General features: G+C 72.7%; 13 protein-coding genes. 3 read left to right on the top strand and 10 right to left on the bottom strand.

What is annotated here, in order from left to right:
- Window positions 1–10 precede the first annotated feature (10 nt).
- Window positions 11–1168 carry a hypothetical protein gene (locus tag O3438_RS05135; RefSeq protein ID WP_269678825.1) on the top strand — a complete coding sequence of 386 codons (1158 nt, stop codon included), beginning with the start codon at window positions 11–13 and terminating at the stop codon, window positions 1166–1168.
- A gap of 231 nt (window positions 1169–1399) precedes the next feature.
- On the top strand, window positions 1400–1741 hold the full coding sequence (locus O3438_RS05130; protein WP_030327608.1) for an RNA polymerase-binding protein RbpA: 342 nt from the start codon (window positions 1400–1402) through the stop codon (window positions 1739–1741).
- A 63-nt stretch (window positions 1742–1804) separates the two neighbouring features.
- On the opposite strand, the gene O3438_RS05125 is transcribed toward O3438_RS05130, so the two are convergent.
- The 9 genes from O3438_RS05125 to O3438_RS05085 all read right to left on the bottom strand — a co-directional run bounded on the left by O3438_RS05125 (window position 1805) and on the right by O3438_RS05085 (window position 12170).
- Window positions 1805–2323, bottom strand: coding sequence for an FxsA family protein (locus O3438_RS05125; protein WP_269678824.1), 519 nt, complete (start codon window positions 2321–2323; stop codon window positions 1805–1807).
- Window positions 2324–2390: 67 nt separating this feature from the next.
- Window positions 2391–3200 (bottom strand): polyprenol monophosphomannose synthase, encoded by an 810-nt coding sequence (locus O3438_RS05120; protein WP_269678823.1) that lies wholly within the window; start codon window positions 3198–3200, stop codon window positions 2391–2393.
- Window positions 3201–3234: 34 nt separating this feature from the next.
- Entirely contained in the window at window positions 3235–4914 is a 1680-nt protein-coding gene (lnt, locus tag O3438_RS05115; protein ID WP_442929705.1) for an apolipoprotein N-acyltransferase, read from the bottom strand.
- A gap of 532 nt (window positions 4915–5446) precedes the next feature.
- Window positions 5447–6784: a glutamate mutase L gene (locus O3438_RS05110; protein ID WP_269678822.1), complete on the bottom strand. Its 1338-nt coding sequence runs from the start codon at window positions 6782–6784 to the stop codon at window positions 5447–5449.
- Window positions 6781–7176: a hotdog domain-containing protein gene (locus tag O3438_RS05105; RefSeq protein WP_269678821.1), complete on the bottom strand. Its 396-nt coding sequence runs from the start codon at window positions 7174–7176 to the stop codon at window positions 6781–6783. Before O3438_RS05105 ends, O3438_RS05110 begins: the two co-directional genes overlap by 4 nt.
- A 13-nt stretch (window positions 7177–7189) precedes the next feature.
- Complete coding sequence (locus O3438_RS05100) at window positions 7190–7891, bottom strand: OAM dimerization domain-containing protein (protein ID WP_231924685.1); 702 nt, start codon at window positions 7889–7891, stop codon at window positions 7190–7192.
- A gap of 103 nt (window positions 7892–7994) precedes the next feature.
- Window positions 7995–9554 (bottom strand): lysine 5,6-aminomutase subunit alpha, encoded by a 1560-nt coding sequence (locus tag O3438_RS05095; protein WP_269678819.1) that lies wholly within the window; start codon window positions 9552–9554, stop codon window positions 7995–7997.
- The gene (locus tag O3438_RS05090; protein WP_269678818.1) at window positions 9551–11116 is read right to left on the bottom strand and encodes an amidohydrolase; all 1566 of its coding nucleotides are present in this window, start codon (window positions 11114–11116) and stop codon (window positions 9551–9553) included. Before O3438_RS05090 ends, O3438_RS05095 begins: the two co-directional genes overlap by 4 nt.
- Window positions 11117–11120: 4 nt before the next feature.
- Window positions 11121–12170, bottom strand: coding sequence for a zinc-binding alcohol dehydrogenase (locus O3438_RS05085; protein ID WP_269683570.1), 1050 nt, complete (start codon window positions 12168–12170; stop codon window positions 11121–11123).
- A 152-nt stretch (window positions 12171–12322) separates the two neighbouring features.
- Between O3438_RS05085 and O3438_RS05080 the strand changes: the two genes are divergently transcribed.
- Window positions 12323–13714, top strand: a complete 1392-nt coding sequence (locus O3438_RS05080) for a KamA family radical SAM protein (protein ID WP_269678817.1) — start codon at window positions 12323–12325, stop codon at window positions 13712–13714.
- A 110-nt stretch (window positions 13715–13824) separates the two neighbouring features.
- Here the strand turns inward: O3438_RS05080 and O3438_RS05075 are convergent, their stop codons facing one another.
- Window positions 13825–14769 (bottom strand): polysaccharide deacetylase family protein, encoded by a 945-nt coding sequence (locus O3438_RS05075; protein WP_269678816.1) that lies wholly within the window; start codon window positions 14767–14769, stop codon window positions 13825–13827.
- Window positions 14770–14899 lie beyond the last annotated feature (130 nt).

The raw sequence follows: 14899 nt of genomic DNA, 5'->3' as shown, positions 1-14899 counted from the left end.
TTCGCCCTCGATGGACGCCCAGCCCAGCACCACCGAAACCCGTCCGTGCGCCCACTGTGGAGCGCCGGTGGCGCAGCGCGTCGGCGCGGGCCGACCGTTTCGCTACTGCCGGGACAACGACGGCGCCTGCCAGCGCGCCTCCCGCAACAGTCGGATGCGCCACCGCAACGCCCCCGGCCTGCCCGGGCAGGTGGCCCGCACCTGGGAGGCGGTGGACCGCCTCGACCAGATCGTCGAGACGTTGACCGAGTCGCTGCACGCCGAGTTGTCGCCGGTGGGTGTGCAGCGGCAACTCGCGCAGGCCCGCGCGGAGGCCGCCACCGAGGTCGCGGCGGCGCAGACCGAACGCGACGAGGCCCGCGACGACGCCGAAGCCGCGGCGGCCGACGCCGCACGAGCCCGCGAGCAGGCCCGCGCCGCGCACGCCGACGCCGACGAGGCCCGGCAGCGCGCCGAGCAGGCCGTGCGGCGGGCCGCCGCGGCCGACGAACGCGCCCAGCACGCCGAGGCCGCCCGCGACCAGGCCCGCCACGACGTCAGCGCCGCGCAGGCGTTGCGCGCCCAGGCGGAACGTGACCGGGACCAGGCCCGCGCCGAGGTGCGCGACCTGCGGGCCGAACGGGACACCGAGCGGCAACGGGTCACCGACCTGACCGTGGAACGCGACGCGGCGCGCGCCGACGCCGAACGGGCCACCCGGGCCGCCGCGGAGGCGACCGAGCGGGCCGGGCGGTGGCAGGCCGAGGTGCAGGACGTACGGCGGCAGATCGAACAGGCCCGCGCCGACGCCGCGCGGACCCGCGCCGAGGCCGCCGACGCCGCCCGCGCCCGCGAGCAGGCCGACCGGGCCCGCGACCGCGCGCAGGTCGCGGCCCAGCAGGCCGACGACGCCCGGCAGGAGGCCGCCGAACTCGCGGCGCGGCTGCGCGCGGAGCTGGCCGCGACCGCCGCCCACCGGGACACCCTCACCGCCGAGGTTGCCGCGGCCCGGCAGGCCACGGCCGCCGCCGAGGGCCAGGTCACCGCCCTGACGGTACGACTCGACGCCGCCGAGACCGACCGGGACGCGGCCCAGCGGCGGGTGGCGCAGCTCGGTGACCAGGTCAGTGACCTGGCGTTGGCGTTGGCCCGGCTGGGTCCGACGCCGACGGGCGGGGCGGACACCTGAACGGGACGGCGCAACCTTCGCCGCGTCCGGGCGGTTAACATCCCCGGTGGCAGCGGACACACCGCCGTTGCGACCTCGCCCGGGGATCACCTGGCCGGCTGACCGTCCCGGCCGGTTACCCTTGGTCCCGGTCCGCCCGTGGACGCCCTCACGCCCCCGGGCGGGAATGGCTCGACGGGGACACACAGTTACACCCAGAAGACCAGCACCACGAACGAGGGGAAGTCGATCATGGGCGAGCGTATGCTGCGCGGAAGCCGCCTTGGCGCGGTGAGCTACGAATCCGACCGCAACACGGAGCTCGCGCCGCGTCAGACCCGCGAGTACCTCTGCGCCAAGGGCCACCAGTTCGAGGTGCCGTTCGCCGTCGACGCCGAGGTCCCGACGACCTGGGAATGCAAGTTCGACGGCAGCGTCGCCCGACTCGTCGACGGCAGCGAGCCGGAGCAGAAGAAGGCCAAGCCGCCGCGTACCCACTGGGACATGCTGCTGGAGCGGCGTTCGATCGCCGAACTCGAGGACATCCTCGAGGAGCGCCTGCAGGAGGTCCGGACCCGTCGCGGCCGCGCCTGAGCCGCACGACGTACGACGATGCCGCCCCCGGGGTTATCCCGGGGGCGGCATCGTTTCGCGTACTCAGTGGCGGCCGGGCTCCACGATCTCGCCCTCGATCGCCCGGCCACCGTCGACCACCACCGGTTGCTCCGGTCGGGAGGTCGGTTGCGGCGCACCCTGGCGCACCCGCACCGTACGGGGGCCGAACAGGTCACCGGCGACCATCGACGACACCCGCCGCTCGGTGGCACGCCGCACGCCGGCGCGGGCCAGTCGCCGCACCGGAGGCACCAGCAGCAGCAACCCGGCCAGCCCGCTGACCAGACCGGGCACCGCGAGCAGCAACGCCCCGGCCAACCCGACGAGCCCGTCGGTCACCTGCCCGCCCGGTGGTTGCCCGGCCGCCGCGGCGGTGCGGAACCCACGCCAGGCGCGCATGCCCTCACGGCGCAGCAGCACCAACCCCAGCAGGGACGCCGCGAAGACCAGCAGCACGGCCACCCCGAACCCCAGCGCTCGCCCCACACCGACGAACACCGCCAGTTCCACCACCACCGCCAGCAACAGGGCCAACGGCACGAACCTCAGTCCTCGGCGCATCTCACCTCATCGCCATTCCCGCGACACCATGGGCGTGTCCCGCCCATCCAGCATGACACGACCGCGCTCACGGCCACCGCGCCTGACCGGTGGCCGTGCCGTGCAGGCCACGGCGTACCGCCTGGCGGCGGTCCCGCACACCCCAGGCGGTGATCCGCCACAGCGCCTCGGCCACGATCCTCGGGCTCATCTTGCTGTCCCCGCGTTCCCGCTCGGCGAACGTGATCGGCACCTCCACGATCCGCACCCCGGCCTGATGCGCCAGGCGGGACAGCTCCACCTGGAACGAGTACCCCTGCGAGGTCACCGACTCCAGGTCGATGGCGTCCAACGCGCTGATCCGGTACACCCGGTAACCGCCGGTGGCGTCCGAGACGGGCATACCCAGCGCCAGGCGCGCGTACAGGTTGCCGCCGCGTGACAGCAGCAGCCGCCGCAGCGGCCAGTTGACCACGCGGGCGCCGCTGGTCCACCGGGACCCGATCACCACGTCGGCGTCGCGGGCGGCGTCCAGCAGCGCCGGCAGGTCCTCCGGGGCGTGGGAACCGTCGGCGTCCATCTCCACGACCGCCTGGTAGCCGCGTTCCCGGGCCCACCCGAACCCGGCCAGGTACGCCGCGCCGAGGCCCTCCTTGCCGTGACGGTGCAACACCTGCACGTGGGTGTCACCGTCGGCGAGAGCGTCGGCGATCGCACCGGTGCCGTCGGGGCTGTTGTCGTCCGCGATGAGGATCCGCACCGCCGGAGCGGCACGCCGGACCCGGCCCACGATCGCGGCGATGTTGTCGGCCTCGTTGTACGTGGGGATCACCACCAGCACCCGGCCCACTCCGGGCACCTCGTCCGGGCGTCGGATCGTATCGGTCGCCTGGATCACGGTTCCTCCGCTCCCGCCGGCGTACCGGCTGTTGCTAACCGGGCATGATCCGTTGCCGCCGGCGCACCACCGCGGCGCCGACCAGGGCCGCCGCGGCCAACGCGGCGAGCATCACCTCCGGCCACCATCCGAGCCGGGTGGCGAGGGTACGTCCGTCGTCGAGGCGCAGCTGCCGCACCACGACCTCCCGGGTGTTGAACCCGGTGGCATCGCTTACCCGCCCGTCGGGTGCCACGAACCCGGACACGCCGACCGTGGAGGCCATCAACGCCGGTCGACCGTGCTCGACGGCCCGCAACCGGACCATGGCCAGCTGCTGGCGGGCCTCCGCCACGTCGAAGGTCGCGTTGTTGGTCTGCACGACCAGCAGTTGCGCGCCGCCGGTGACGGTGTCGCGGACCACAGCGTCGTAGGCGACCTCGAAGCAGATCACGTCGCCCAGGACGGCCGGGCCGACGCGTACCACGCCCGGGGTGCTCCCCGGCACGAAGTCGTTACGGATCAGGTCGACCTGCTTGCTGACCATGCGGGCCACGTCGCGCAGCGGCACGTACTCGGCGAACGGCACGGGGTGGCGTTTGGTGTACAGCTGGTCCATGTCGGCGCCGGTGCCGGGCCGCCACAGGATGCCCGCGTTGCGGACCTGCCCGGCACCGGGCCCGAGCAGCACCGCGCCGACCAGGATCGGCGCGCGGACGGTGTCGGCGGCCTGGGAGATCCGCGCACCGGCGGTGGGGTTGCGCAGCGGGTCGATGTCGCTGGAGTTCTCCGGCCACACCACCAGGTCGGGTTGGTCCTGTTGGCCGGCGGCGACCCGGGCGGCCAGTTCGAGGGTGGCGTCGACGTGGTTGTTGAGCACCGCCTGCCGTTGGGCGTTGAAGTCCAGGCCCAGGCGCGGCACGTTGCCCTGCACGATCGCCACGGTGACCGTGGCGCCGGACCCGGCGGCGGCGACGGGCACGAGCAGCGCCCCGGCGGTCAGCGCGACCGCCAGGGCGGCCGGTACGGCCACCGGCGTCCACCGCCGCGCCGACGACCCGGTGGCCGGGGCGGCGTCCGCACCGTCGACGGTCGGCGCGGTGTCGGTGGGGTCGATGAGGGTGCTGGGGCGCAACGTGGTCCAGGTGCGCCAGGCGGCGGTGACGAGCAGCCCGCCCAGGAGCGCCACCGCGAAGGTCACCAGCGGCGCGCCGCCCAGCGAGGCCAGGCGCAGCAGCGGGGAGGTGTCCTGGCTGAACGCCAGCCGCCCCCACGGGAAACCGCCGAACGGGGTGCGGTCGCGCAGGGCTTCCTGCCCGACCCACAGCAGCCCGGTCAGCACCGGCCACGACCAGCGGACGCGGTCGACCAGCGGGGACACCCAGGCGGTGGCCGCGCCGAGCAACGCCAGGTAGCCGGCCTGCAACAGCGACAGGAGCACCCACGGCAGGTAGCCGGTGTGCAGGTTCGTCCAGGCCAGCAGCGGGGCGAAGAGCGCCACGCCGGTGAGGAAGCCCAGGCCGGCGCCGGCGCGCAACCGCCGCCGGTGGGTGGCGGCGGCCAGCAACGCCACGCCGGCCGGGGCGAGCGGCCACACCCCGTACGGGGGGAACGCCACCAGCAGGGCCAGCCCGGCGGCCACGGCCAGAGGCACGGCGACCCGCAACGGCAGCGGCCGACCGGTCACTACCGGTCGGGTCGGCTCTGCCGGGGCGTGGGTCTCATCCCGGTCCAGGGTCGTCACCGCTTCACCTCGATCACGGGGCGAAGGCTACCTGGCCGAGGGCTGGAGCAGCCGCATCGGGCAGCCGCCAGTGAGCGGTGGGGCGCGATCACGGGAAGCGGCACGGGCGCGGTCGTGCGCCCCGGTTGGGAACGAAATCGGGGCGCGGCGTGAGCCGCGCCCCGATGCTCCCAGGCCCTTCCCGGCCGGTGTGGCGAGGATGGGGCACGACGACCTTCGGACCGACCGGACGTGGACTGGCTGCCCCCGCCGGGCCGTTGTCTACTGGCCGTGCACCTCACCCTGCCCGTACACCGGTAACCGCGGCCGGTTCGCGCCGCCCCGCCGACCCCCGCCCGCTGGACCTGGCCGCCGCGACGATGATGCTCACAACATGTCGCTCGGCCAGCGGACGAAGGGACGAAGCGAACAACAGCCGCTTCCCGTGGTAGGACTCAAAGACGGTACGTGCCGACCCCCGTTGGTTGTCAACCCACACCCGGCCTGTCGTGTGTTGCGACACGGCGTGTCGGGTCGGCGCGTCTCAATGTGTCCGCAGATGGTGACGCAGCAGAGCCCCCGCCGCCGCCCGATGCTCCTGCGCGAGGAGCCCTCCGGCGGCCAGCACGTAGTCGGCGTCGACCACCGCGGCGGCAGCGCGCGGCAACGCCCACCCGCCGGCGTGGTCGGCGAGGACCGCCGCCAACACCTGCCCGGACACGGGCGTCGGGGCGTGCCGCAACACCCCACCGGACCCCACCAGCAACCGCACGTCACGCAGATCCCGTCCGGCCCGCTCACCCGTCCCGGCGCCCCGCGCGTGTCGCCGCAGGGCCACCGTCGCCGCGAGGGTGGCGATCCGGGCGTCCACGACCCGCTGCGTGTCGTCGACGGCCAGGAACGCCGGGTCGGCGGCCCGACGGTCCCCGTCGGCCGCCAGGGCGTCGGCGTCGCCCGGAGTCAGCAGCCGCTCCTCGACGGCGGCGCGCAGCACCCCGGGGGCGCTCCACCGCATGCCCAGGTCCCCCTCGACGGTGCGGGCCCGCCACAGGCTGCCGGCGACCTCCCGACCGGGCCCGGTGGCCCGCTCGTCGGGGGTGAGCACCGAGTACACGTCGGTGGTGGCGCCACCCACGTCGACCACGGCCAGGTCACCGCCGATGGTGTCGGCGAGCACCTCCACACCGGTGAGGACCGCGTCGGGGGTGGCCGCGCGGACCAGCCGCGCGAACCGGGTGCCCCGCGACAGTCGTTTACCCCCGATGACGTGGCGCAGGAACACCTCACGGATCGCCGCGCGCGCCGACGCCGGGGCGAGGACCCCGATGCGGGGCAGGACGTTCTCCGCGCCCGTCACCGGCACCCCGGCGGCCGCCAGAAGGGCGGTGAGGTCCTCGCGGACGTCGGCGTTGCCCGCGTACACCACCGGTTTGCGCCACCGGGCGCGGGCCAGCCGGGTCGCGTTGTGGGTGACCGTGTCGGCGTCACCCCCGTCGGTGCCACCGACGAGCAGGACCACGTCGGGTCGGGAGGCGCGCAACGCCGTCAGGTCCGCCGCGCCGAGCCGACCGGCCGCCACGTGCACCACGTGCGCGCCGGCGGACAACCCGACGCGCCGGCCGGCCTGCGCGGTGACCAGCGGCTCGTAGCCGATGACGGCCAGCCGCAGCCCACCGCCGGCCGACGAGCACACGTACCACGGCACGTCGCGGACACCGAGCCCGGCGGTGGCCGCCGTGACCGCGGCGTCCAGGCCGTGCAGCACGTCGGTGCCGACCGTCGTGGGCGCCGACGCCGCACCCACCAGCACGCCGGCGGCCAGGTCCACCACCGCCGCCTTGGTGTACGTGGACCCGACGTCCGCGCAGACCGCCAGGGTCACAGGTCTTCGGCGGGGACGACCACGGTGCCGGTCGCGGTGACCGCCACGATCGGCGGGTCCAGGACCTCCGCGGCGGACTCCGAGCGGTCCGGGCGACCCCGGCACACCACCACGCACGCCAGCTCCAGGGTGCGGCTACGGGAGCCCACCCGCGACACCTGCGCGGTCACCTCCACCACGTCACCGGCGTGGATGGGGGCGGTGAACCGCACGTCGGAGTACCCGGCGAACAGGCCCTCGTCGCCGTCGGTGCGGATACACACCTCGGTCGCCACGTCCCCGAACAACCCCAGGGCGTACGCCCCGTCGACCAGGTTGCCCGCGTAGTGGGCGTGCGAGTACGGCACATACCGCCGGTGCGTCACCGTCAACCCGAGCCGTGCGTCGGTCATGCCACTACCGTCCTCATGCCATCGCCTTCCGCTTCGTGATCAGGGCGTGCACGAGGTAGCTGGCCACCTCGCCGGGCGTGGTGCCCCGACCGAAGATCCGGTCCACACCCAACTCGTCGGTCATCGTCTCGTCGAACCGGGGACCACCGACGATCAACAAGGGGCGCCGGCCCGCCGGCATCGCCTCCCGGAACGCCGCCGACATCTCCCGGGTGTTGTGCAGGTGCGCGTCGCGTTGCGTGACGACCTGCGACACCAGCACCGCGTCGGCCTTCTCCACCCGGGCCATCTCCACCAACTCCGGCACGCTGACCTGCGCACCCATGTTGGTGACCTTCAACTCCCGGTAGTACTCCAGGCCCTTCTCCCCCGCGATGCCCTTGACGTTGAGGATCGCGTCGATGCCCACGGTGTGCGCGTCGGTGCCGATGCACGCCCCGACCACCGACAACTTGCGCCGCAACCGCTGCTTGATCACCGTGTTGACGTCCTTCGCCGACAGCAGGGCGAAGTCCCGTTCCACCACCTGCACCGCGTTCAGGTCGACCAGGTGGTTGACCCGCCCGTACACGACGAAGAACGTGAACCCGTCGCCCATCGGTTTGGCGTGCACCACCATCGCCGGGTCGATGCCCATCTTGTTGGCCAGCTGCACCGCCGCGCCCTCGGCCCGCTTGTCGTGCGACACCGGCAGGGTGAACGACACCTGCACCATCCCGTCACCGGTGGTGTCCCCGTACGGCCGCACGATCTGGCCGCTCACGACGCCGCGCCGCGGCGTCGTGAGCGGTGGCTACTGTGCTGACTGGTTCGCTCGCTCATGACGCCGCCTCCAGGATCTCGGTGGCCGGGTTGCAGTAGTCCTGCTCGTGCGCGGCGACCCCGGCGAGGCCCTTGCCCCAGTCCGCGGGCCGCTTCATGATCCCGAAGGTGCCCTCGGCGATCGCCGTCAGCAACGTCTGCTCCCCGATGCGTTCCAACAGGTCCAGCGCCTCACCGAGGACCTGGTTGGCGCGGCGGCGGATGAACCCGCCCGGCGCCGGCACGAAGTCCTCGTGCAGCCCACCGGCCGCGCCCAGCACGTACCGCACGTTCTGCAGGGCGATGTCCCGGTCCGACAACCACGGCGTCACCACCGCCTCGGTCATCATCCCCACCAGCAGGATGCCCTGACCGGTCAGCGCCCCCGCCAGGTTGAAGAACCCGTCGAGCAGGTTGCCCCGGAACACGTCACCGGTCATGTGCTTCGTCGGCGGCATCCACTTCAACGGCGCGTCCGGGAACAACTCCCGCGCCAGCAGGGCGTGCGCCAACTCCAGACGGAACGACTCCGGCACCTCCGGGTTGATCTCGAACGCGTGCCCCAACCCCAACTGCCAGTCCGCCAACCCCGCCTCGTGCGCGAAGAACTCGTTGAGCAGCTGCGACACCGTCACCGTGTGCGCCTCGTCGACCGCGTCGGCGGTGGTCAGGTAGTTGTCCTCACCGGTGTTGATGATGATCCCGGCGCGCGCGTGCACCTGCCGGGAGAACCGCTGGTCGACGAACGTGCGCACCGGGTTGATGTCGCGGAACAGGATCCCGTACATCGAGTCGTTGAGCATCATGTCGAGGCGTTCCAACCCGGCCAGGGTCGCCATCTCCGGCATGCACAACCCGGACGCGTAGTTGGTCAACCGCACGTAGCGGCCCACCTCCTTCGACGACTCGTCCAACGCCGCCCGCATCAACCGGAAGTTCTCCTGCGTGGCGTACGTGCCGGCGAACCCTTCCCGGGTCGCGCCCTCGGGCACGTAGTCCAACAGCGACTGCCCGGTGGAACGGATCACCGCGATCACGTCCGCGCCGGCCCGCGCCGCCGCCTGCGCCTGCGGGATGTCCTCGTAGATGTCGCCCGTGGCCACGATCAGGTAGATCCACGGCCGCTGCGCCGGGTCACCGTGACGCTTGACGAGACGGTCCCGCTCGGCGCGCCGCCGGTCGATGCGCCGGATACCCGCCCCGACGGCCTTACGCGCCGCGCTCCGGGCCGCCGTCGCCGCCCGACCGGTGGGCTGGGTGAACCGCACCGACCCGGCCGCGGCCTTCTGCGCCAGCAACGTCACGTCGGTAAGACCCTCACGGGCGAGAGCGTCGAAGACCGGCACCGCCACCCCGTGGCCCAGACCGACGTCCGCGGCGACGGCGTCGACGAGCCGGTTCACCCACGGAATGCCGTCCGGGTCGGCGCCGGTCACCCCGGCCAGCCGCAGCACCGCCCGTTCCACCGACACCGTCGTGTGGCTGCGCGCCAGGTCCACCACCGGTTGCCCGGCCCGGCGCGCCAACTCCCGCGCCCGCGCCACCAGCACCGGATCAAGGTCAAGCTTCCCGGTCATGATGACCCTTCCTCGTAGATGACCTCACCGCGCAGCACCAGGCGCCGGCACACCGGCAACGGCGTCGGGTCCTGCGGACCCCGCAGCTCCGGGTCCTCGGCCTGCAACACCGGCAGACCCCGCTCCACCCCCGCCGGCGTCGACCACACCGCGAACGTCGCCGGCGCGCCCAACGCGAGGACCCCCTCGACGTCCAGGTGCACCGCCCGCCACCCACCACGGGTGTGCGCGGCGAACGCCGCCCGCACACTCATCCGCTGCGCCGGGTTGTGGTGCGCCGCCGCCGCCCGCACCGAACCCCACGGGTCCAGCGGCGTCACCGGCGAATCCGACCCGAACGCCAACGCCACACCCACGCCGTGCATCGCGCCCATCGGATTCGACTCCAACGACCGGTCCAACCCCAACCGCGCCTCGTACATCCGGCCCGCGCCACCCCACAACCGGTCGAACGCCGGCTGCATGCTCGCCACGACCCCGTACTCCACGAACCGCGCGATCATCGCCTTGCTCATGATCTCCGCGTGCTCGATGCGGTGCCGAGCCGCCCGCAACCGCTCCACACCCACCGTCGCGGCAGCCGCCGCGAACCCGTCGAGGACCGTGCCGATCGCCGCGTCACCGATCGCGTGGAAACCGCCCTGCATACCGTGCGCCGCGCAGTCCAACAGGTGATCACGCACCTGCTCGGCCGTCAGGTACCCATGCCCGCACCCGTCGCCGTCGTCGTACGCCTGCGACACGTGCGCCGTACGCGAACCCAACGCCCCGTCGGCGAACAGATCCCCGCCGGCGCCCACGGCACCCAGCTCCCGGGCCCGCGCCGCGCCACCCAACTCACCCCAGTACCCGTACACCTCCGGCACCCCCGCACCGGAGACGCCCAGCAGGCCGGTGAAGTCCTCCTCGTCGGAGATGTCCGGACCACCGCACTCGTGCACCGCCGCGATCCCCAGCGACGCCGCGTGCGACAGGGCCACCCGCTGCGCGGCGACCCGCTGCGCCCGGCTCACCGACCCCTGCGCCGCCGCCCGCACCACGTGGTGCGCGTCGCGCCGCAACCACCCCGACGCGTCGAACCCGGCAACCTGCGCCGCCTGCGGACACGCCGCCAGCAGCGCCGACGACACCAACGCCGAATGGATCGACGCCTGCGACAGGTACACCCGCCGACCACCGGCCGCCCGATCCAACGCTGCCGCGTCCGGCAACGCCGGATCCGACCAGCCCGACTCGTCCCAGCCGTGCCCCAGCACCACCGCGTCCGCCGGCAGACCCGCCGCGAACCCGGCCACCGCGTCCAACAACTGCGCCGCCGAGCGCACCCCGGACAACTCCAGCCCGGACAACGCCAACCCCGTGTCGGTGGCGTGCACGTGCGCGTCGACGAACGCCGGGGTCACCAACGCCCCGTCCAGGTCCACCACCCGATCGGCCGGCGGCGCGTCACCGTCGGTCCCCAACCAGGCAATCCGCCCATCGGACACCAGCAGCGCGGTCGCGCTCGGGTCGGCGGGACAGTGCAGCACGCCGCCGCGGTACAACGTCGAGGGGTTCGTCATGACCTCAGTCTGCCGCGATCCGCGCCGCGAACAGCTGACGCACCCCCGGCTCGGCGCGCAGCAGCCCCAACGCCAACTCCGCGTGCCCCGGCACGTACCCGTTGCCCACCAGCATCGTCACGTCCGCCGCCAACCCCTCCGCGCCCAACGCGGCCGCCGAGAAGCTCGTCGCCATCGAGAAGAAGATCACCGTGCCGCCGTCCGCGGTGGCCAACACCGCGCCGTGCTCACACCCCGGCACGTCCACGCAGACCACAGTGACATCCGCCGGCGCGCCCAGGGCGGTGGTCACCGCCGTGGACAACCCCACCGGGTCCCGGGCGTCGGCCAACGCCACCGTCGACGCCAGCCCGGCGGCCGTCAGCGCGTCGCGCTCCGCCGCCACCGGCACCACCCCGACGGTACGCGCGGCGCCCACCCGCCGCGCCGCCGCGAGCGACAGCGACCCGCTCTTGCCCGCCCCGCCGATCACCGCCACCCGCACCGGCGTCGGGTCACCGACACGGCGCCGGTCCTCGACGTAGCGCGACACCACCCGCGCGGTCAACGCCGGCGCCCCACACACGTCCAGCACCGCCAGGGACAACTGCGGATCCTCGTCGTCGGGCAGCACCGCCGCGATGGAACGCGCGAACAGGATCGCCCACCCGTCACAGGGCACCTGCTCACTGCGCCCGTCCCACCGGGCCAGCCCGTCGGTCACGACCAGCGGGGTCAGCGTCAACGACACCAGCGTCGCCACCCGCTCCCCGACCTTCAGCCCTAACGGGGAACGCCGGCCGGCCTCCTCGACCGTGCCGATCAACATCCCACCGGACCCGGTCACCGGGTTCTGCATCTTGCCCCGCGTCGAGATGATCTCCAGCACCTCGGCGCGGACCGCGTCGCCGTCACCGCCGTGCTTCTCCGACAACTGCCGGAAACTCGCCGCGTCCAGGTTCAGCCGCTGCACCCGGATCCGCACCTCGTTCGGTGCGATCTCCGCCGACGCGTCCAGGCGCCAGGCCGCCTGCGGCAGCACCCCCGCCGGTTGCACGACGCGGTGCAGTCCCACCGGTGACGTCACGCCAACCTCCCCTGCCCAGCCGCCCGAAGCCCCGGTCAAGGCTCGCGTAGCGGGAAAACTTACGGCAGACTAGTTTCTGTACCGAATATTTTCCAGTAGCCTTCGGGCCCGTCGATCAACAGCACCACCGAGGAGGGGCCGTGACCCAGACCATCCCCCAACCCCGTCACGCCCCGGTCGCCGCACCGACCGCCGGGCAGCCCTACGAATACCACCGCCGCCCCCTGGTCGAACCCGACTGGACCCGCTTCCCCGGCTGGCGCACCGTCACCCGCGACCAGTGGGAATCCGCCCAGTGGCAACGCGTCAACTGCGTCAAGAACATCAAGCAGCTCCGCGCCGTCTTCGGTGACCTCGTCGACGAGAGCTTCTACGCCGACCTCGAGGCCGACCAGAAGGCCCTGGCCACCATGTCCATGCTGGTGCCACCACAAATGATCAACACGATGGTGCCGTTCGCGCCCCTCACCACCGAGGCGCTGCTCGCCGACCCCATCCGCCGCTACATGATCCCCGTCGCCTCCGACCGCCGCACCGACTGGCCCTCACACCCCTACGCCAGCCGCGACAGCCTCCACGAGCACGACATGTGGGTCGCCGAAGGCCTCACCCACCGCTACCCCACCAAGGTCCTCGCCGAACTGCTCTCCACCTGCCCCCAGTACTGCGGGCACTGCACCCGGATGGACCTCGTCGGCAACTCCACCCCCGCCGTCGACAAACTCAAACTCACCCTCAAGCCCGTCGACCGCTACGACGCCCACATCGCCTACCTCAAGGGCCACCCCGGCGTCCGCGACGTCGTCGTCTCCGGCGGCGACGTCGCCAACGTCCCCTGGCGCAACCTCGAGTCGTACCTCATGCGACTGCTGGAACTGGAGACGGTGCGCGACATCCGGCTCGCCACCAAAGCCCTCATGGGCCTCCCCCAGCACTGGCTGCAACCCGACGTCGTCGAAGGCCTGGAACGCGTCGCCCGCACCGCCGCCCGACGCGGCGTCAACCTTGCCATCCACACCCACGTCAACCACGCCCAGTCGCTCACCCCCCTGGTCGCCAAGGCCGCCCAGACCGCCCTCGACGTCGGCGTCCGCGACGTCCGCAACCAGGGCGTCCTCATGCGCGGCGTCAACGCCACCACCCCCGAGCTGCTCGACCTCTGCTTCGCGTTGCAGGGCGAGGCCGGCATCCTGCCGTACTACTTCTACATGTGCGACATGATCCCCAACGCCGAACACTGGCGCGTCCCGGTCTGGCACGCCCAGCAACTCCAGCACGACATCATGGGCTACCTCCCCGGCTACGCCACCCCCCGCATCGTCTGCGACGTCCCCTTCGTCGGTAAGCGCTGGGTGCACATGCTCACCGACTACGACCGCGAACGCGGCATCTCCTACTGGACCAAGAACTACCGCACCTCCATCGAGTCCGCCGACCTGGAGGCGCTCAACAAGCGCTACGCCTACTACGACCCGATCGACACCCTGCCCGCCGACGGCCAGCAGTGGTGGACCGACCACCGCGACGACTGACCCACCGGCCCACTCACTCGCCCACCTGACCTCGGTGATCAAGAGGTTTGCGTCAACCTCGATCTCCTGCTCGACGCAAACCTCTTGATCACCCGCCGCATGACACGCGATCAGTCGCCGGCCAACACCTCGGACAACGGCGCCGGCGTCAACCCCCGCTCGCGCAACCCGGCCAGGATGTGCGGCAACGCCTCATCGGTCATCGCCGCGTTCGCCTCGGTCACGTGCATGATCACCACCGACCCCGGGCGTGCGTGGTCCACCACCGCCCGCACCAACGGCTTCCACGCCTTCGCGAACGGGTCCCCGCTGACCACGTCCCCGTCGACCACCGTCACGCCGAGCGGGGCCAGCGCGTCCAGCGCCGCGGCGTCGTGACACAGCCCCGGGAAACGGAAGTACCGGGTCTGCCGACCCCCGTACGGTCTGATCACCTCGAACGTCTTCGCCACGTCACCGCGCAACTCACCCACCGGCTGCGAGGGCAGGTCGTAGCAGTCCCTGGTGAACGCCGCGTGCCCGTAGGTGTGATTGGCCAACTCAAAGCGCGGATTACCGGCGATCCGACGGGTGACGTCCGGATACCGCTGCACCCACTTACCGGTCAGGAAGAACGTGGCCGGGACCTGTTCCCGTTCCAGCAGGTCGAGGATGCGCAGGTTGGCGTACGACTTCACCCGGCCGGCACGCAGGCTGGCCAACATCGCGTCGGTCATGTCCGCGTCGAACGTCAACGCAACCTTGTTGCCGGTGCGCGGCCCGTGGTTGACGATCGGTGCCCTGGTCCCGGTCGGCGTCGCGCCCGGCACCGAGGCGACCGCCGACGGCGACGGGACAGCGGCCGGCGGCACCGCCGGGTCGACACGTGCGGACGGCACCGCCGACGAGGCGCCGACCGCGGGCGCGGCGGACTGCGTGGAGGGGCTCGACGAGGCGGACGACCCGACGAAGACCGGCTGGTCCGTGGGCGGCACCCGGGACGCTTCACACCCGGCACCGCCGAGGGCCGCCACGACCAGTACGCCAATGAACGGGCGAAGTCCAGCTCGGATCACGCCGCAGATCATCGCAGACGCGAAAGCGCCTCACTGTCCCCCGCGTGCTGCCCTCAGGACATCGCACGGGCGCGCCTCTCAGGACCGCGCGGGGCGGTATCGCTCACCTGAGCGATATACCTCAGCGGCA

The organism is Micromonospora sp. WMMC250, assembly GCF_027460215.1.
Classification (GTDB): Bacteria; Actinomycetota; Actinomycetes; order Mycobacteriales; family Micromonosporaceae; genus Micromonospora; species Micromonospora taraxaci.
Note: the sequence above shows the minus strand (reverse complement) of the source record. Positions and strands in the feature narration are given on the sequence as shown.